This is a genomic window from Pseudomonas sp. PDM02 (assembly GCF_014852285.1).
Classification (GTDB): Bacteria; Pseudomonadota; Gammaproteobacteria; order Pseudomonadales; family Pseudomonadaceae; genus Aquipseudomonas; species Aquipseudomonas migulae.
The window spans coordinates 89,169-107,749 of record NZ_JACVBL010000009.1; the positions used below are offsets into that span (position 1 = coordinate 89,169).

An 18,581-nucleotide genomic window follows, 5' to 3' on the forward strand; every position below is an offset into this window, starting at 1 on the left:
GTATGCGATCCCTGTAGGAGCGAGGCTTGCCCGCGAAGAACGATGACGCGGTCTCAACCCGGGCGAATGACGTTCCCGGTCGCCAGATCGCGAATCACGCTCGGATTCTTGCGCCCACCGAGGTTGCCGCCAAGAATCAAATCAAGCTGCCCGCGGAAATACTGCTCCACGCGAATCCGCGTCCGCGCCGCCGGCCGGCCCTGCGGGTTGGCCGAGGTCGACACCAACGGCCCGACCAATGCGCACAAATCCCGCACCAACGGGTGATTGCTGACCCGCAACGCCACCGTTTCGTGCACGCCGGTAATCCACTGCGGCAACTGATTCCGATGCGGCACCAGCCAGGTATTCGGCCCCGGCCAAGTGCTGGCCATGCGGTCCATCCACAGCTCAGGGAAGTCTTCGAACAGGAAGTCGAACTGGCGGATGTTGTCGGCAACCAGAATCAGGCCCTTGTCCACCGACCGGCCCTTTAGCATCAGCAGACGTTCGACCGCTTCTTCGTCCCACGGGTCGCAACCCAGGCCCCAGACCGCCTCGGTTGGATAGGCAATCACCGCCCCTGCGCGAATGGCTTGCGCGGCTTGTTGCACACGCCAACTGTTGACCATGAAAAACTCTCCGGAATAAGGCTCTGCGCAGTTTACCGATGTTCCTTATAAAACCTAGCTCACCCGCGCAAACCAGCGCCCGCTTTCGCAGACCGCCCGGCCGTCCATTTCCAGTTCCGTCAACGCCGCCAGCACTTTGGGCAACGCCCAGCCGCTGGAGACGGACAACGCTTCACTGGTGTGCGGCGCCGCGTGCAGCAGCATCAACAGCGGATGTGCCACCGACGGTGCCTGCATGGCTAACGGCAACTGCTGCCAGCCGCGCAATGCTTCGAGGATATGTTCGATGGTTTCCACCAGCATCGCACCGTCGCGAATCAGCTGATGACACCCCTTGGCGCCGGGATGATGGATCGATCCCGGAATCGCATACACCTCACGACCTTGTTCCGCCGCCAGCCTCGCGGTGATCAAGGAACCGCTGGCGACACTGGCCTCGACCACCAGCACGCCGAGGGACAAACCACTGATGATTCGATTGCGTCGCGGGAAGTTGCTGGCCGTAGGCCCGGTGTCCAGCGGGAACTCGGAAAGCACCGCGCTGCCCGACGCAATCATGGCATCGGCAAGCCTGCGGTTGCGCTGTGGATAAAACTTTTCAAGTCCCGTGCCAAGTACGCCGACCGTTTGCCCGCCCACGTCCAGAGCGGCTTGATGCGCGGCGGCATCAATCCCCAGCGCCAGACCGCTGGTGATGACAAAACCGGCGCCAGCCAGACTGCGCGAAAACGCGGCGGCCGTGTCCATCCCCGGACGGGAAGCGCGACGACTGCCGACCATCGCCAATTGCGGTTTTTCCAGTATGCCCGGATCGCCCGCGACGAATAGCAGTGGCGGCGCGTCGCTGATTTCCGCCAGCAATGCCGGGTAGTCAGGCTGGTCCCACATCAGTAAATGCTGGCCGGGACGGTCTAGCCAGGCCAATGCGTGGCTGGCGCCGTCCCGGACATCATCGGCCCGGCGAGCCTCGGCGCAAGCAAACGGCAAGCCCAGCGAACGCCAGGCACTGGCCGGCGCGCTGATGGCTTTGGACGCCGAGCCGAAGGCTTCGAGCAGCTTCCTGAAACGCGCAGGACCGAGCTCCGGCAAACGATGCAGACGTAAACGGGCTTCCAGTTCCGCAGGGGAAACCGGTGTAACAGCAGGCAGCGACATGGATCATCCTTGATCGTTATGAGCCCCGTTCAAACGGGAATAAGCTGTGGATAACTCTGTTGGTAACTTGTGGAGCCTGCTTACGGATTTCGCACCTTGTCCATCACCGCCAAGGAGCGCGATGCGGTGAGCACCAATCCGTAACTGAGTTTGTCGTAGGTGCGGAACACCATCAGCAAACCGGCGCGTTCATCGGGAATTTTCAGAGGCTGGCCGGAGACCCGGTCGCGCACGGTTTCGCCGGTCTTCATCACCACCAACACGTTGCCTTCGGCGAGACCGTCGCGTTGGCCCCGGTTCAGCGTCACGACATCCATCGCGCCGATCTGGGTAACCCCGCGCGGTACGTCGATGATCAGGCCGTTGATCGGTTTTTTTGGTGCACTGGGCATGAAGGTCGAGTTGATCGATCGTTCCTCGCCGCTGAACAAGCGATCGCTGAGGCGCACTTCCTGAGTGGTGCGTTGCAGTGCAAGCGTCGCGACATCACCCTCGGTAGCGACGATTTCACCACCGCCGATGTCGTCGGCATTGATCCCCAGGAACTCCTTGCTCTCGGGGTCGGTATAAACCTTGCCTTGGCGGAAGATGCCGTAGACCGGCTGGTTCGGATCGAAATGGCCGCGGGCGAAGATGCGATCTCCGGTGCCGCTGAGCACCCGTTCGGCATCGCCGGCGACGATGTAAGGCGCCTTGTCGAAATCCTCGACCTTGTCGACGATGCGGTTGCTCAGCAGAAAACTGTTGATCGACTGCAACGGAATGCTCGGGATGGCGTCGGCCACCGGCGAACTGTGCACCCGTGGCGAAAGCTTGATGGTGCCCCGGGAAGCCCCGCGATTGAGGGTCAGGCGCGGCTGCCCGTCAACGTAGACCAGCGACAGCAAATCGCCGGGGTAGATCAGATTGGGGTTCTGGATCTGCGGATTGGCCTGCCAGAGCTCGGGCCACTTCCACGGCTCACGGAGGAATTTCCCGGAGATGTCCCAAAGTGTGTCACCCGCCGCCACGGTGTATTGCTGTGGAAAACCTTCCTTGAGTTGCACTTGCCCATGCGCCAAACCGGCCGAGGCCAGAAGGAGCAAGGCGAGTAGTGATTTCCTCATGCGGTGAATCCCTTTATTATGTGCGTTCGCGTGAAACGCCAGAGCCCTCGTGGCTCGCTCCCGACTCTTTACCTAAAAGAAAAGGAGCTACGCTTCACAACGGTAGCCTGCATCTTCGGACCTGCCAGGCCATCGACCCGACTTTACCTCACACGTGCAGCAATCAAGCTTATGGCCATTTTAGACATCCTCGAATTCCCCGACTCGCGCCTGCGCACTATCGCCAAACCTGTGGCCGTAGTGGACGACGAAGTGCGTCAGTTGGTCGATGATATGTTTGAAACAATGTATGAAGCGCCAGGCATCGGCCTCGCCGCGACCCAGGTCAACGTGCACAAACGTATCGTCGTGATGGACCTCTCCGAAGACCGCACCGAACCGCGGGTGTTCATCAACCCCGAGTTCGAGCCCCTGACCGACGAGATGGAGCAATACCAGGAAGGCTGCCTCTCGGTGCCGGGTTTCTACGAAAACGTCGATCGCCCGCAGAAGGTCAAGGTCAAGGCCCTGGACCGCGACGGCCAGCCTTACGAACTGATCGCCGAAGGCCTGCTCGCCGTGTGCATCCAGCATGAATGCGACCACCTGAACGGCAAATTGTTCGTCGACTACCTGTCGAATCTCAAACGTGACCGAATCAAGAAGAAACTGGAAAAGCTCCATCGCCAGAACGCTTGATGCCCTCCTTTCAAAGGCTTGCTGCGGCAAGCCTTTTTCTTTTGCGACTGCTTTGTAAATGAGAGCTTCCCATGACTGAGCCACTGCGCATCGTCTTTGCCGGCACCCCGGAATTCGCCGCCGAACACCTCAAGGCCCTGCTCGACAGCCCTTACGAGATCGTCGCGGTCTACACCCAACCGGACCGTCCGGCAGGTCGCGGGCAAAAGCTGATGCCGAGCCCGGTCAAGCAGTTGGCACTGGAAAACAACATCCCGGTGCTGCAACCGCCAACCCTGCGCAACGAAGACGCTCAAGCCGAACTGGCCGCGCTGAAGCCGGACTTGCTGGTGGTGGTCGCCTACGGCCTGATCCTGCCGCAAGTGGTGCTGGATATTCCGCGCCTGGGTTGCATCAACAGCCACGCGTCGTTGCTGCCACGCTGGCGCGGTGCGGCGCCGATCCAGCGCGCCGTCGAAGCCGGCGACAGCGAAAGCGGCGTGACCGTGATGCGCATGGAACTGGGCCTCGACACCGGGCCGATGCTGCTCAAGGTCACTACGCCGATCAGCGCTAAAGACACCGGCGGCAGCCTCCACGACCGCTTGGCGGAACTCGGCCCACCGGCAGTGATTCAAGCCATTGCCGGCCTCGCCGCCGGCACGCTGGAAGGCGAAGTGCAGGACGACAGCCTCGCCACCTACGCACACAAATTGAACAAGGACGAAGCGCGCATCGACTGGACCCGCCCGGCCATTGAGCTGGAACGTCTGGTCCGCGCCTTCAATCCATGGCCGATCACCCACAGCACGTTGAATGGCGAAGCGCTGAAAGTGCTGGCCGCGAGCCTCGCGGAAGGCAAAGGCGCACCAGGTGAAATCCTCAGCGCCAGCAAAGACGGCCTGATCGTCGCTTGCGGTGAGCAGGCTCTGTGTCTGACCCGTCTGCAATTGCCCGGCGGCAAGGCGCTGAACTTCAGCGATTTGTTCAACAGCCGTCGTGAGAAATTCGCCGTCGGCACCGTGCTCGGTCAAACGGCGGACGCTCAATGAATCCACGTCTGGCCGCCGCCAAGGCACTTGCTGCAGTTCTAAACGGAAAAGCCTCACTCAACAGTTCGCTGCCGACACAAATGGACAAGGTCGAAGACCGCGATCGCGGCTTCACCCAGGACCTGGCGTTCGGCACCGCGCGCTGGCAGCCGCGTTTGTCGGCGCTCGCGGCCAAGTTGCTGCAGAAGCCATTCAAGGCTGCCGACGCCGATGTCGAGGCGTTGCTGCTGGTCGGTCTCTATCAACTGCTTTACACCCGCGTCCCGGCCCATGCCGCCATCGGCGAAACCGTTGGTTGCGCCGACAAGCTGAAGAAGCCGTGGGCCAAAGCCTTGCTCAACGCCGTGTTGCGCCGCGCCCAACGTGAAAGCGAAGCGCTGCTGGCCGAGCTGGAACACGACCCGGTGGTGCGCACCGCCCACCCACGCTGGCTGCAAAAATCCCTGAAAGCGTTTTGGCCTGAGCAGTGGGAAGCCATTTGTGCGGCAAACAACGCGCATCCGCCGATGATTTTGCGGGTCAACCGTCGCCATCACACTCGCGATGCGTACTTGGGTCTGCTGACCGAAGCGGGCATCGCCGCCACGGCGTGCGTTTACAGCCGGGACGGCATCATTCTCGACGCCGCCGCCGACGTACGCAGCCTGCCGGGCTTCGCCGAAGGCTGGATCAGCGTGCAGGACGAAGCGGCGCAACTGGCCGCCGACCTGCTCGACCTGGCGCCGGGCCAACGGGTGCTCGACGCCTGCTGCGCACCGGGCGGCAAGACCTGCCACATCCTCGAAGCCGAACCTGCACTGGCGGGCGTCGTCGCCGTGGATCTGGAAGCCAAGCGTCTGGTGCGTGTGCGAGAAAACCTCGCACGCCTGGGCCTGAGCGCCGAACTGATCGCCGCCGACGGCCGCGACACGGCCACCTGGTGGGATGGCAAGCCGTTCCAACGCATCCTGCTCGATGCGCCATGCTCGGCCACTGGCGTGATCCGTCGTCACCCGGACATCAAGCTGACTCGCCAACCGGATGACATCGCCGCGCTGGCAGTGCTGCAAGGCGAATTGCTCGATGCCATGTGGATAACTCTGGAGGTCGGCGGGATTCTGCTTTACGCCACCTGTTCCACGTTGCCGACCGAGAACACCGAAGTCATCGAAGCCTTCCTCGCCCGTACGCCGGGCGCCCGTGAGCTGGACCTCGCCACCACGGCCGGCATCAAGCAGCCCCACGGTCGCCAGCTGCTTGCACAGGAAGGCGGCCACGACGGGTTCTATTACGCCAAGCTGATCAAGATCGCCGCCGCGCGCGGTTAACCGGTTTTAAGGGAGTGACTGGATGAAAATCATCATCCTCGGCGCAGGGCAGGTCGGCGGTTCGCTGGCGGAACACTTGGCCAGCGAGGCCAACGACATCACCGTGGTCGACACCGATGGCGAACGCCTGCGCGACCTCGGCGATCGCCTGGACATCCGCACCGTGCAAGGCCGCGGCTCGCTGCCGACGGTGCTGCGCCAGGCCGGCGCGGACGATGCCGACATGCTGGTGGCGGTGACCAACAGTGACGAAACCAACATGGTCGCCTGCCAGGTCGCCCACACCCTGTTCCACACCCCGACGAAAATCGCCCGGGTACGAGAAGCGGCGTACCTCACGCGCTCCGAGCTGTTCGATAACGAAGCGATTCCGGTGGATGTGCTGATCAGCCCGGAACAAGTGGTCACCAACTACATCAAGCGCCTGATCCAGCATCCGGGTGCGTTGCAGGTGATCGACTTCGCCGAAGGCAAAGCGCAGCTGGTCGCGGTGAAGGCGTATTACGGCGGACCGCTGGTGGGTCAGCAACTGCGTCAGTTGCGTGAACACATGCCGAATGTCGAAACCCGCGTAGCGGCGATTTTCCGCCGTGACCGGCCGATTTTGCCTCAGGGCGATACGGTGATCGAAGCGGACGACGAAGTATTTTTCATCGCCGCCAAGGCGAATATTCGCGCAGTGATGAGCGAAATGCGCCGCCTCGATGAGAGCTACAAGCGCATCGTCATCGCCGGGGGCGGGCAGATCGGTGAACGTCTGGCCGAGGCCATCGAAAGTCGTTATCAGGTGAAGATCATCGAGATGAACCCGGCCCGCTGCCGCCATCTCTCGGACACCCTCGACAGCACCGTGGTCCTGCAAGGCAGTGCCTCCGACCGCGATTTGCTGATGGAAGAGAACATCGCCGACGCCGACATCTTCCTGGCGCTGACCAACGATGACGAAGCCAACATCATGTCGTCGCTGCTGGCCAAGCGCCTGGGCGCGAAGAAGGTGATGACGATCATCAACAACCCGGCTTACGTCGACTTGATCCAGGGTGGCGACATCGACATCGCCATCAGCCCGCAACTGGCGACCATCGGCACCTTGCTGGCCCACGTGCGGCGCGGCGACATCGTCAGCGTGCATTCATTGCGCCGTGGTGCGGCGGAGGCCATCGAGGCCATTGCCCATGGTGATGCGAAGTCGAGCAAAGTGATTGGCAAGGCCATCGAGAACATCGGTCTGCCGCCAGGCACCACGATTGGCGCGATCATTCGTGATGAAGAGGTGATCATTGCCCACGATGACACGGTGATCGCGGCGGGTGACCATGTGATTCTGTTCCTTGTGGATAAGAAGCATATTCGGGATGTGGAGAAGTTGTTCCATGTCGGCCTGAGTTTTTTCTGATCCGAAGGCCTCTTCGCGGGCAAGCCTCGCTCCTACAGGTAACATGCATATCCCTGTAGGAGCGAGGCTTGCCCGCGAAGGCGATTCCGAAGCTCCCCCATAAACCGAGGTGCACCATGATCGAATCCCTGGAAAAAATGCTCGCCAAGGGTGTGGATAACTCATTGCTGCGCTTCGGCCTGGGCAAGGGTTATCTGGATCTTGGGGAAAACGCCAAGGCCGCCGAGCATTTCCAGCGTTGCGTCGAATTCGACCCTAAGTATTCAGCGGCCTGGAAGCTGTTGGGCAAGGCTCATCTGGCGCTGGCGGACTATCCGGCCGCGCGTCAGGCGTGGGAGCAGGGTCTGGAAGCTGCTCGTGCTCACGGCGACAAGCAGGCGGAGAAGGAGATGACGGTGTTCCTGAAGAAACTTGAGCGCCAGGCGCACTGATCAGAGGTAGCGCAGGCCAATGCCGTCAGCGTCTACCAGCACCACTTCCATGCGAACCCGCGGCGCGCCTGTGGGTAAATCCTGTACCTGACCATAGACCACCGCCCCCTTGGGCAACGCCGACAAGCCCGGATGCTTGACGTAGACGCCCGTGGTCGAGAGATTTCGGGTCTGGCCAAGGCATTCGCCGAAGCTTTCGTGACTGATCTTGATGCGAAACGATTTGCGGTGTTCGGACATCTTCTGCGCCCTTTTTATGAACAGTTGTGGATAACCCTGAACCTGTAGGAGCGAAGCTTGCTCGCGAAGGCGATATCACATCCAACATCAATGTTGAATGTAATGGCCTCTTCGCGAGCAAGCTTCGCTCCTACAAGTTCAAGTTATCCACAGATCATGCCAATCAACTCAATACCAGCGCTCTTCACCCGGAGGCCGCTTCTTGAAGCGTTTCATGCTCCACATGTACTGGCTCGGATACGCCCGCACATAACGCTCGACCACCTTGCTCATGGCAGCGCAGGACGTCTCGGTATCCGTGCTGTACATGGCCTCTGGCGCCGCTTCGAGGATCACCTTGTAGCCCGAACCGTCCGGCAGCCGCAGGGCGTGCAGGAACACGCCAACCGCCTTGCCGCCAGCCAACATGTTCGGCACAAACTTGCTGGTCAGTGCCTGAGTAGCGAAGAACGGCACGAAGATCCCGGCGGATTCGGCCGGTTCCGGGTCAGCGGGAATGCCCACTGCACCACCTTTGCGCACTTCCTTGATGACGCTGAGGATGCCTTCCTTGGTAGAGGCGGCGACCCTGTTACCCAGTTGCACTCGCTGCTTGCGCAGCAATTCATCCACAGCCTTGAGCTTTGGCGGACGATAGAAAATGATCGGTTTGCACTGGCTGCAATAGAAGTGGTTCAACACTTCCCAGTTGCCGAGGTGGCTGGTGATGCCGACCACACCTTTGCCGGAGGCGAGGGCGTCTTTCAGGACGTCGAGCCCTTCAACTTCGCGCACCAGATCGATGGAACGCTGCGCCGGCCAGATCCACGCGCAGGCACTTTCGGTCAGCGACTTGCCGATGTCTTTCAGGCTCTGGCCGACCAGACGCTCGCGCTCGGCAGGGTCCATCTCCGGAAAACACTTGGCCAGATTGATCCGCACCACATCACGGGAACGGTTAGGGGTTTTCCACATTACCCAGCCTATGGCTGAGCCAACCACCTGCACTGCTCGCCAGGGAAGCAGGGCAAACAGCCGCAGAGCGCCTACCAGCAAGGCGCCTTTCAACTTATCCACAGGTCACTCCTGATCTTGTGCTGTGCGCGAGGCGGCTATTCTAACCGCCGATCGACAAGGTCGCGTAGCGATCGCAATCCTTGGTGTGGTCCATGACCATCCCCGAGGCCTGCATCAGCGCGTAGCAAATGGTCGGGCCGACGAAGGTGAAGCCGGCCTTTTTCAGGCCTTTGCTCATTTCCACAGCGACCGGCGTGACCGCCGGGACTTCGGTGCGATCCTTGAAATGATTGATCACAGGCTTACCGCCGACGAAAGACCAGAGAAACTCGACCGGGTCTTCAAGCGCCAGCCAGGCCTGGGCATTGCGCCGGGCGGCGTTGAGTTTGAGGCGATTGCGGATGATCCCGGGGTCGAGCATCAATTCATCGATTTCGGCGTCGCTCATCTGCGCCACGCGCTGTACATCGAAGCCGAACAGCACCTCGCGATATCGCTCGCGTTTACGCAACACGGTGATCCAGGAGAGGCCGGCCTGGAACCCTTCGAGCAAAAGCAACTCGAACAAACCCTGCGCATCGCGTAGCGGCGTGCCCCACTCCTGATCGTGATAAGCCATGTACAGCGGATCTTCGGAACACCAAAAGCAGCGTGGCATAAGGCTCCAGGGGGCGTGCGCAGCAATGAATCGGGTATACTCCCGCTCTTTAAATCGCAGCCCAAGAAACAGGTGAATTTCGTGAGCCAGCCTACGCCAGCCGTGCGTACCTTCCAAGACTTGATCCTCGCCCTCCAGCAATACTGGGCCGAGCAAGGTTGCGTGGTACTTCAGCCCTACGATATGGAAGTAGGCGCCGGGACTTTCCACACAGCCACGTTTCTGCGCGCCATCGGCCCGGAAACCTGGAACGCCGCTTATGTGCAGCCCAGTCGTCGCCCGACTGACGGCCGCTACGGCGAAAACCCGAACCGTCTGCAGCACTACTATCAGTTCCAGGTGGTTCTGAAGCCGAACCCGGACAACTTCCAGGAACTGTACCTGGGCTCCCTCAAGCATGTCGGCCTGGACCCGCTGGTCCACGACATTCGCTTCGTCGAAGACAACTGGGAATCGCCGACCCTGGGCGCCTGGGGTCTGGGCTGGGAAGTCTGGCTGAACGGCATGGAAGTGACGCAGTTCACTTACTTCCAGCAGGCGGGCGGCATCGAGTGCTACCCGGTGACCGGTGAGATCACTTACGGCCTCGAGCGTCTGGCCATGTACCTGCAAGGCGTGGACTCGGTCTATGACCTGGTCTGGGCTGACGGTCCGTTCGGCAAAGTGACCTACGGCGACGTTTTCCACCAGAACGAAGTGGAGCAATCGACCTACAACTTCGAACACGCCAACGTCGAGAAGCTGTTCGAACTGTTCGACTTCTACGAAAGCGAAGCCAAGCGCCTGATCGAACTCGACCAGCCGCTGCCGTTGCCGAGCTACGAAATGGTGTTGAAGGCGTCCCACACCTTCAACCTGCTGGATGCACGCCGGGCGATCTCGGTGACTGCGCGTCAGCAATACATCCTGCGTGTGCGCACCCTGGCGCGTTCCGTTGCGCAAGCCTACCTGCTGGCTCGCGCCAAGCTGGGCTTCCCGATGGCGACCCCGGACCTGCGTGATGAAGTACTGGCCAAGCTGGAGGCTGCACAATGAGTGCTCAAGATTTCCTGGTTGAACTGGGCACCGAAGAACTGCCACCCAAGGCCCTGAACACCTTGGCCGAAGCGTTCCTGGCCGGTATCGACAAAGGCCTGCAAGCGGCTGGCCTGAACTACGAGACCAAAACCGTCTACGCCGCGCCGCGTCGTCTGGCTGTGCTGATCACCGCGCTGGCTACCCAGCAACCGGATCGCAGCATCAACCTCGACGGCCCGCCACGTCAGGCGGCGTTCGATGCCGAAGGCAACCCGACTCAAGCGGCACTGGGTTTCGCCAAGAAGTGCGGCGTAGAGCTGAGCGAAATCGATCAGAGCGGTCCGAAACTGCGTTACAGCCAGAGCATCGCCGGCAAGCCGACTGCGAGCCTGCTGCCGACCATCGTCGAAGACTCCCTGAATGACCTGCCGATCCCGAAGCGCATGCGCTGGGGTGCGCGCAAGGAAGAATTCGTTCGTCCGACCCAATGGCTGGTCATGCTGCTCGGTGACCAGGTCATCGATTGCACGATCCTCGCCCAGAAGGCCGGCCGCGATTCCCGTGGTCACCGCTTCCATCACCCGGAAAGCGTACGCATCACCTCGCCGGCCAACTACCTGACCGACTTGCGTGCCGCTTACGTTCTGGCCGATGCCAACGAGCGTCGCGCGATTATCAGCAAGCGCACCGAAGAACTGGCGACGATGCAGGAAGGCACGGCGATCGTTCCGCCAGCCCTGCTCGACGAAGTGACCGCACTGGTTGAATGGCCGGTGCCGCTGGTGTGCTCGTTCGAAGAGCGTTTCCTCGACGTGCCGCAAGAAGCGCTGATCACCACCATGCAGGACAACCAGAAGTATTTCTGCCTGCTGGATGCCGACGGCAAGTTGCTGCCACGTTTCATTACCGTGGCCAACATCGAAAGCAAAGACCCGCAGCAAATCATCGCCGGTAACGAGAAAGTGGTTCGCCCACGCCTGACCGACGCCGAGTTCTTCTTCAAGCAAGATAAGAAGCAGAAACTCGAAGACTTCAACCTGCGCCTGCAAAACGTGGTGTTCCAGGAAAAACTCGGCAGCGTCTACGACAAGGCCGAGCGCGTATCCAAGCTTGCTGCGTTCATCGCGCAACGCATTGGCGGCAACGCGGCATGGGCTTCCCGTGCCGGCCTGCTGTCCAAGTGCGACCTGGCGACCGAGATGGTCGGTGAGTTCCCGGAGATGCAAGGCGTCGCCGGTTACTACTACGCCCTGAACGATGGCGAGCCGGAAGAAGTCGCGCTGGCGCTGAACGAGCAATACATGCCGCGCGGTGCCGGTGCTGAACTGCCGACCACCCTGACCGGTGCGGCCGTGGCCATCGCCGACAAACTCGACACGCTGGTCGGTATCTTCGGGATCGGCATGCTGCCAACCGGTAGCAAAGACCCGTATGCCCTGCGCCGTGCTGCACTGGGCGTATTGCGCATCCTGATCGACAAGAAGCTCGACCTCGACCTGAACGACGCCGTGGCCTTTGCCGTGAATGCGTTCGGCGCCAAGGTCAAGGCTGCTGGCCTGGCCGACTCGGTACTGGAATTCGTGTTCGACCGTCTGCGTGCCCGTTACGAAGATGAAGGCGTGGACGTGGCGACTTACCTGTCGGTTCGTGCCCTGAAGCCAGGTTCTGCGCTGGACTTCGATCAGCGCGTACAAGCGGTGGAAGCGTTCCGCAAATTGCCTGAAGCGGCGGCCCTCGCTGCAGTGAACAAGCGCGTTTCGAACTTGCTGAGCAAGGTCGAAGGTTCTGTTCCTACAGTCGTTGAAGCCAAGTACTTCGACAACGCCAACGAATTCTCCCTTTACTCGGCGATTCAGCAGGCGGACCAAGCGGTTCAACCGATGGCAGCTGCGCGTCAGTACAGCGAGTCGCTGGCACGTCTGGCAGCCTTGCGCGAGCCTGTGGATGCTTTCTTCGAAGCCGTCATGGTCAACGCTGAGGATGCCAAGGTCCGTGCCAACCGCTATGCGCTGCTGGCGCGTCTGCGTGGCTTGTTCCTCGGCGTCGCCGATATTTCGTTGCTGGGGTAAGACTGTTTGAAACTGCTGATTCTCGATCGGGACGGGGTGATCAATTACGACTCCGACGCTTACATCAAGTCGGTGGAGGAGTGGAAACCGCTCCCCGGTTCGATCGAAGCCATCGCGCAGTTGAGCAAAGCCGGCTGGACGGTAGCAGTCGCTACCAACCAGTCCGGCATCGCTCGCGGCTATTACGACGTCGCCACCCTGGACGCCATGCACGAGCGCTTGCGCTCGTTGGTGGCGGAGCAGGGCGGTGAAGTCGGGCTGATCGTCTATTGCCCGCACGGGCCGGACGAAGGCTGCGATTGCCGCAAGCCAAAACCCGGGATGCTGAAAACCATCGCCACGTATTACAACGTATCGCTGACTAATCTATGGTTCGTCGGCGACAGTCTTGGTGACCTGGAAGCCGCCAAAGCCGTCGATTCTCAGCCAGTTTTGGTAAAGACCGGGAAAGGCGAAAAGACTTTGGGCAAAACCCTACCGGTAGGCACTTTGATTTTTGACGATCTCGCGGCGATTGCCGCAGAACTTATCCACAATTAGAGCGTTTTCGAGATTCCTGACCAAGGATTGATCGGGAGTGCGCTTTATATAGACGGGCAGAGCCCGCACGGTAAACGTCGCCATGTCGATATTGCAGGCCATCAGAACCTTCCTCTTTTACCTGCTGCTGGGCACCAGCTCCTTGCTTTGGTGCAGCCTGAGCTTTTTTATCGCGCCTTTTCTGCCGTTCAAGGCGCGCTATCGTTTTATCAACGTGTACTGGTGCCGTTGCGCCTTGTGGCTGAGCAAAGTCTTTCTGGGCATCAGCTACGAAGTGAAAGGTGCCGAGAACGTGCCAGACCAGCCCTGCGTGATTCAGTCGAACCACCAGAGCACCTGGGAGACGTTCTTCCTCTCGGCCTATTTCGAGCCGTTGAGCCAGGTACTGAAACGCTCATTGCTGTTTGTACCGTTCTTCGGTTGGGCCATGGCCATGCTGCGGCCGATCGCCATCGACCGCGACAACCCGAAGGCCGCGCTCAAACATGTAGCGAAGCAGGGCGATGAACTGCTGAAGGACGGCGTCTGGGTACTGATATTCCCTGAAGGAACGCGGGTCCCTTACGGCACCATCGGAAAATTCTCACGAGGTGGTACGGCGTTAGCCGTCAACGCCGAACTTCCGGTGCTGCCGATTGCGCACAATGCCGGCAAGTTCTGGCCGAAAACCGGTTGGGCCAAGAAGCAGGGCGTCATCACTGTGATCATCGGCGAGCCGATGTACGCCGAAGGCAGTGGCCCTCGCGCGATTGCCAACCTCAATGACCGGGTTCAGGCCTGGAACGAGCAGATGCAACGGGAAATGGGCTCGCTCCCACCCGCTCCGCAAGCGCCGGCTGCCAATGATCAGATGGCTGTCTGAGATTCTGTGGATAACCTGTGTACCGTTTTGCTGAAAAGTAACGTATTTAGTTTGTAGGCTTATGATTTATATACATATTTCTTAAGCTCATAAAATATGGGAAAAGGTGCATAAGTTTTTTTCGGACGTAAAAAAACCGGCTGATATAGCCGGTTTTTTTATGCCTGCGAATTGAGCAGCGAGGCTTAGCTGATAATCGGAGCACGCCAGTCATCAGAACCGGAAGTACCGCAGGCTTCGTGAGTCCAGGTGATTTTTCGATAGGTGAAATACACGTCTTCGAGATGCGTAAAGTGGGCCATATTGGGATCCTGGCAGCTTGGCATTCTTGTCTGCACATCTACGATCACTGCGTCTTCCAGCTCGATGCTGAAGTAATGTTCCTGTTTCCCCGCCGACGAAGTCCGATACCAAGCGATATGGCAGCTATTCAACACTTCTCCGCTCGTTAACGCGTTAAAAATCAACGGTGATGATTTATCAAATACCTTTGAGATCATCAGCGGCTTATGCACACGCTGGCCCGTTGGCTGACCCGATTGGGGATCTCTCGGAATGATAATTTGGTGACTGAATGCCTGGACCAGGATTTGGTCTTCGTGCCCCTCCTGATAGACGTTACCAACCGACTCCGGAGTAAATGTCCCGGCAGTAATCATCCCTTGCCGATTTCCATTTATAACTAAATACGCGGGTGTTGGCATAACTGCATTCCCTGTTCGATATCCCAAAAATGATAGCTCCCGTCAGTCATACACTTGACGAAGAGGCTGTAGGATAAAGAGCACTCGGGATAGCGTATGTAGGACTTATCTGTGAGGATCCGAGGCAAAACGCCTGCGTTCCATACGATTTGGCACCGCCGCTGAAGGGCGAGATAGCGCAATAAAAAAGGCCAGCGCATTGCGCTGGCCTTTTTTATTGTTGGCAGAACCGCTGGATCAGAAGTCCAGGTTGGAAACCGCCAAGGCATTGCTTTCGATGAAGTCACGACGAGGTTCGACCGCATCACCCATCAGGGTGTTGAAGATCTGGTCCGCGCCAATGGCGTCTTCGATGGTCACTTTGAGCATCCGGCGCTGGCTTGGGTCCATGGTGGTTTCCCACAGCTGATCCGGGTTCATCTCACCCAGACCTTTGTATCGCTGGATGGTGTGACGCTTGGTGCTTTCAGCCATCAGCCATTCAAGGGCTTCCTTGAACTCGGTGACCGGCTTCCTGCGTTCGCCACGCTGGATGTACGCGCCGTCGTCCAGCAGGGTGCTCAGCTGAGCGCCCAGGGATACGACAGTCCTGTAATCGTTGCTGCCGAAGAAGTCGCGGTTGAACGTGACGTAGTTCGACAGGCCGTGGGAGATCAGTTCGACCTCTGGCAGCCAGACGTTACGCTCACGGTCTTCACGCAGGCTGGCCTTGTAGACCAGGCCAGACTTCTCGACGGTGCGCAGACGGACTTCATACTTGGCCAGCCAATCCTGCATCGCTGCGTGATCGGACAGTTGCTCCATGCTCACCGCTGGCAGGTAGATGAAGTGCTCGGTCAGTTCCTGTGGGTACAGGCGCGACAGACGCTTGAGGGTCTTCATCACCAGACGGAAGTCGTTCACCAGGCGCTCAAGGGCTTCGCCGGAGATACCCGGGGCTTCCTCGTTCAGGTGCAGGCTCGCATCTTCCAGGGCCGACTGCGTCATGTACTCTTCCATGGCGTCGTCGTCTTTGATGTATTGCTCTTGCTTGCCTTTCTTGACCTTGTACAGCGGTGGCTGAGCGATGTAGATGTAGCCACGCTCGATCAGCTCCGGCAGCTGACGGAAGAAGAACGTCAGCAGCAGCGTACGGATGTGCGAACCATCGACGTCAGCATCGGTCATGATGATGATGTTGTGGTAGCGCAGCTTGTCGATGTTGTATTCGTCGCGACCGATACCGCAGCCCAGTGCGGTGATCAAGGTGCCCACTTCTTGCGAAGAGATCATCTTGTCGAAGCGCGCCTTCTCGACGTTGAGGATCTTGCCCTTCAACGGCAGGATGGCCTGGGTTTTACGGTTACGCCCCTGCTTGGCGGAGCCGCCAGCAGAGTCACCTTCCACGAGGTACAGTTCGGAAAGGGCAGGGTCTTTTTCCTGGCAGTCAGCCAGTTTGCCCGGCAGGCCGGCGATGTCCAGCGCACCTTTGCGGCGGGTCATCTCACGGGCCTTACGTGCTGCTTCACGCGCACGTGCCGCGTCGATCATCTTGCCGACGACCAGTTTGGCTTCGTTCGGGTTTTCCAGCAGGAAGTCGGAGAAGTACTTGCCCATTTCCTGTTCGACCGCGGTCTTCACTTCGGAAGAAACCAGCTTGTCTTTGGTCTGGGAGCTGAACTTCGGATCCGGCACCTTCACCGAGATGATCGCGGTCAAGCCTTCACGGGCGTCATCACCGGTGGTGGCGACCTTGTGCTTCTTGGCCAGGCCTTCAGCTTCGATGTAGGTGTTCAGGTTACGCGTCAGTGCGGAACGGAAACCCACCAGGTGAGTACCGCCATCACGCTGCGGGATGTTGTTGGTGAAGCACAACAGGTTCTCGTTGAAGCTGTCGTTCCACTGCAGGGCGATTTCCACGCCGATGCCGTCTTCACGCTGGATGTTGAAGTGGAACACCTGGTTGACCGCAGTCTTGTTGGTGTTCAGGTATTCAACGAACGCACGCAGGCCGCCTTCGTATTTGAACAGCTCTTCCTTGCCGCTGCGTTCATCCTTGAGGACGATGCCGACACCGGAGTTGAGGAAGGACAGTTCACGAATCCGCTTGGCCAGGATGTCCCAGCTGAAGTGGATGTTCTTGAAGGTTTCAGCCGATGGCTTGAAGTGAATCTGGGTGCCCGTGGTTTCGCTCTCGCCAACGATTTTCATCGGCTCTTGCGGGACGCCATGGACGTAAGTCTGTTCCCAGATCTTGCCGCTGCGGCGAACGGTCAGGACCAGTTCCTTGGACAGTGCGTTCACTACCGAAACACCTACACCGTGCAGACCGCCGGATACTTTGTAGGAGTTGTCGTCGAACTTACCGCCGGCGTGCAGCACGGTCATGATGACCTCGGCTGCCGAAACGCCTTCTTCTTTGTGTACGTCTACCGGGATGCCACGACCGTTGTCGCGAACGGTGATGGATTCGTCCGGGTGGATGATGATGCTGATGTCGTCGCAATGGCCGGCCAAAGCTTCGTCGATCGAGTTATCGACCACCTCGAACACCATGTGGTGCAGACCGCTGCCATCGTCGGTGTCACCAATGTACATACCGGGACGTTTGCGTACGGCATCCAGGCCTTTCAGCACTTTAATGCTCGTTGAGTCGTACGTATTTTCTTCGCTCAATGCCTTCACTCCCGATGGTCGTGGGTCTGGGTGATACGGCCCTGTTCCACGTGGAACAGAGCGACTGGCGTTTCCGTCTGCCAGCCTTCCCTCAATAATTCGTGATCTACACAGGTGATAAACACCTGGCAGCGTAAGTCTTCCAACAAGCGGCAAAGCGCGCGGCGGTGCTGCTCGTCCAGTTCGGACGGCAAGTCATCCACCAGATAAATACACTGGCCGCGTCGGGCCTGGCTGACCAGGTGCCCTTGGGCAATCCGCAATGCACAGACCACCAACTTCTGCTGACCGCGGGACAAGATGTCCGCGGCGTTATGTGCGCCCAATCTGAGGCGCAAATCAGCGCGTTGTGGTCCGGCCTGGGTATGACCCATCTGCTGGTCTCGCTGAACGGACCCAGCGAGCACTGCACTCAATTCGCGGTCTTTGTCCCAGCCTCGGTAATAGCTGAGCGTCAAACCTTCAAGCTCAACCAGTTCGCTCAAGGTCTGTTCAAAGACTGGTTTCAAGGCTTTGATATAGGCACGGCGGTATTCATCAATTTCAGCGCTGGCCTGGCACAGTTCCCTGTCCCAAACCGCTTGCGAAACGGCGTCAAGTGTACCATGCCGCAGCCAAGAGTTTCTCTGGCGCAGGGCCTTCTGCAAGCGCTGCCAGGTGGACATGAACCGCGGTTCCACGTGGAACACGCCCCAGTCGAGAAACTGCCGGCGAATCTTCGGTGCGCCTTCAAGCAGGCGGAAGCTATCAGGGTTGATCAGTTGCAGCGGCAGGATCTCCGCCAGCTGTGCCGCGCTGCGCGCGTTCTGCCCGTCAATACGGATCTGGAACTCGCCTTGGCGGTCCCGTGATATCCCCAGTGCGCTATGCCCGCCCTCAGCCAACTCAACCTGACCGAATACGGTACAGGCCAATTGCTCGTACTGAATAACCGGCAAAAGGCGGGTACTACGAAACGAACGGGCAAGCCCCAGCAGGTGAATGGCTTCCAGAACACTGGTTTTGCCGCTGCCGTTGGCGCCGTAAAGAATGTTGATTCGGGGGGAGGGGGAGAAGGTCACCGGGTGCAGATTGCGCACCGCGGTGACCGAGACGCGACTTAATGACATCTAGCTTCTGCTGAGC

The 18,581-nt window shown here is 59.5% G+C and carries 18 protein-coding genes; 9 read left to right on the plus strand and 9 right to left on the minus strand.

Features of this window, described 5'->3' with window-relative positions:
* Positions 1-53 precede the first annotated feature (53 nt).
* From IB245_RS17195 to IB245_RS17205, 3 genes are all read right to left on the minus strand, one after another.
* Positions 54-611, minus strand: a complete 558-nt coding sequence (locus IB245_RS17195) for an L-threonylcarbamoyladenylate synthase (RefSeq protein ID WP_192228136.1) — start codon at positions 609-611, stop codon at positions 54-56.
* Positions 612-665: 54 nt separating this feature from the next.
* The gene (gene dprA, locus IB245_RS17200; protein WP_192228137.1) at positions 666-1,766 is read right to left on the minus strand and encodes a DNA-processing protein DprA; all 1,101 of its coding nucleotides are present in this window, start codon (positions 1,764-1,766) and stop codon (positions 666-668) included.
* 80 nt (positions 1,767-1,846) lie between these two features.
* The gene (locus IB245_RS17205; protein WP_192228138.1) at positions 1,847-2,872 is read right to left on the minus strand and encodes a LysM peptidoglycan-binding domain-containing protein; all 1,026 of its coding nucleotides are present in this window, start codon (positions 2,870-2,872) and stop codon (positions 1,847-1,849) included.
* Between the two features lie 171 nt (positions 2,873-3,043).
* Here IB245_RS17205 and def point away from each other — a divergent pair, with 171 nt between their 5' ends.
* The 5 genes from def to IB245_RS17230 all read left to right on the plus strand — a co-directional run bounded on the left by def (position 3,044) and on the right by IB245_RS17230 (position 7,715).
* Complete coding sequence (gene def / locus IB245_RS17210) at positions 3,044-3,550, plus strand: peptide deformylase (RefSeq protein ID WP_008027583.1); 507 nt, start codon at positions 3,044-3,046, stop codon at positions 3,548-3,550.
* Between the two features lie 71 nt (positions 3,551-3,621).
* A complete protein-coding gene (fmt, locus tag IB245_RS17215) occupies positions 3,622-4,581 on the plus strand; it encodes a methionyl-tRNA formyltransferase (RefSeq protein ID WP_192228139.1) in 960 nt (319 codons plus the stop codon).
* On the plus strand, positions 4,578-5,888 hold the full coding sequence (rsmB, locus tag IB245_RS17220; protein ID WP_008041465.1) for a 16S rRNA (cytosine(967)-C(5))-methyltransferase RsmB: 1,311 nt from the start codon (positions 4,578-4,580) through the stop codon (positions 5,886-5,888). Before fmt ends, rsmB begins: the two co-directional genes overlap by 4 nt.
* Positions 5,889-5,910: 22 nt before the next feature.
* Complete coding sequence (gene trkA / locus IB245_RS17225; RefSeq protein WP_008027578.1) at positions 5,911-7,284, plus strand: Trk system potassium transporter TrkA; 1,374 nt, start codon at positions 5,911-5,913, stop codon at positions 7,282-7,284.
* A gap of 116 nt (positions 7,285-7,400) precedes the next feature.
* On the plus strand, positions 7,401-7,715 hold the full coding sequence (locus tag IB245_RS17230; protein WP_008027576.1) for a tetratricopeptide repeat protein: 315 nt from the start codon (positions 7,401-7,403) through the stop codon (positions 7,713-7,715).
* Here IB245_RS17230 and IB245_RS17235 read toward each other — a convergent pair whose 3' ends face one another.
* The 3 genes from IB245_RS17235 to tag all read right to left on the minus strand — a co-directional run bounded on the left by IB245_RS17235 (position 7,716) and on the right by tag (position 9,609).
* Positions 7,716-7,955, minus strand: a complete 240-nt coding sequence (locus tag IB245_RS17235) for a PilZ domain-containing protein (protein ID WP_008027574.1) — start codon at positions 7,953-7,955, stop codon at positions 7,716-7,718.
* A gap of 168 nt (positions 7,956-8,123) precedes the next feature.
* Positions 8,124-9,011, minus strand: coding sequence for a lysophospholipid acyltransferase (locus IB245_RS17240; protein WP_192228140.1), 888 nt, complete (start codon positions 9,009-9,011; stop codon positions 8,124-8,126).
* 40 nt (positions 9,012-9,051) lie between these two features.
* On the minus strand, positions 9,052-9,609 hold the full coding sequence (gene tag, locus IB245_RS17245; protein WP_008041464.1) for a DNA-3-methyladenine glycosylase I: 558 nt from the start codon (positions 9,607-9,609) through the stop codon (positions 9,052-9,054).
* A gap of 81 nt (positions 9,610-9,690) precedes the next feature.
* Between tag and glyQ the strand changes: the two genes are divergently transcribed.
* The 4 genes from glyQ to IB245_RS17265 all read left to right on the plus strand — a co-directional run bounded on the left by glyQ (position 9,691) and on the right by IB245_RS17265 (position 14,097).
* Positions 9,691-10,644, plus strand: coding sequence for a glycine--tRNA ligase subunit alpha (gene glyQ / locus IB245_RS17250; protein WP_003213601.1), 954 nt, complete (start codon positions 9,691-9,693; stop codon positions 10,642-10,644).
* Positions 10,641-12,695 (plus strand): glycine--tRNA ligase subunit beta, encoded by a 2,055-nt coding sequence (gene glyS / locus IB245_RS17255; protein WP_008041461.1) that lies wholly within the window; start codon positions 10,641-10,643, stop codon positions 12,693-12,695. Before glyQ ends, glyS begins: the two co-directional genes overlap by 4 nt.
* 6 nt (positions 12,696-12,701) lie before the next feature.
* Positions 12,702-13,235: a D-glycero-beta-D-manno-heptose 1,7-bisphosphate 7-phosphatase gene (gene gmhB, locus IB245_RS17260; RefSeq protein WP_192228141.1), complete on the plus strand. Its 534-nt coding sequence runs from the start codon at positions 12,702-12,704 to the stop codon at positions 13,233-13,235.
* A gap of 82 nt (positions 13,236-13,317) precedes the next feature.
* The gene (locus tag IB245_RS17265) at positions 13,318-14,097 is read left to right on the plus strand and encodes a lysophospholipid acyltransferase family protein (RefSeq protein WP_008027562.1); all 780 of its coding nucleotides are present in this window, start codon (positions 13,318-13,320) and stop codon (positions 14,095-14,097) included.
* A gap of 185 nt (positions 14,098-14,282) precedes the next feature.
* Here IB245_RS17265 and IB245_RS17270 read toward each other — a convergent pair whose 3' ends face one another.
* The 3 genes from IB245_RS17270 to recF all read right to left on the minus strand — a co-directional run bounded on the left by IB245_RS17270 (position 14,283) and on the right by recF (position 18,565).
* On the minus strand, positions 14,283-14,801 hold the full coding sequence (locus IB245_RS17270) for an Hcp family type VI secretion system effector (RefSeq protein ID WP_032832632.1): 519 nt from the start codon (positions 14,799-14,801) through the stop codon (positions 14,283-14,285).
* A 237-nt stretch (positions 14,802-15,038) separates the two neighbouring features.
* Positions 15,039-17,456 (minus strand): DNA topoisomerase (ATP-hydrolyzing) subunit B, encoded by a 2,418-nt coding sequence (gyrB, locus tag IB245_RS17275; RefSeq protein ID WP_192228142.1) that lies wholly within the window; start codon positions 17,454-17,456, stop codon positions 15,039-15,041.
* 5 nt (positions 17,457-17,461) lie between these two features.
* Positions 17,462-18,565 carry a DNA replication/repair protein RecF gene (gene recF, locus IB245_RS17280; RefSeq protein WP_008041454.1) on the minus strand — a complete coding sequence of 368 codons (1,104 nt, stop codon included), beginning with the start codon at positions 18,563-18,565 and terminating at the stop codon, positions 17,462-17,464.
* Between the last annotated feature and the right edge of the window lie 16 nt (positions 18,566-18,581).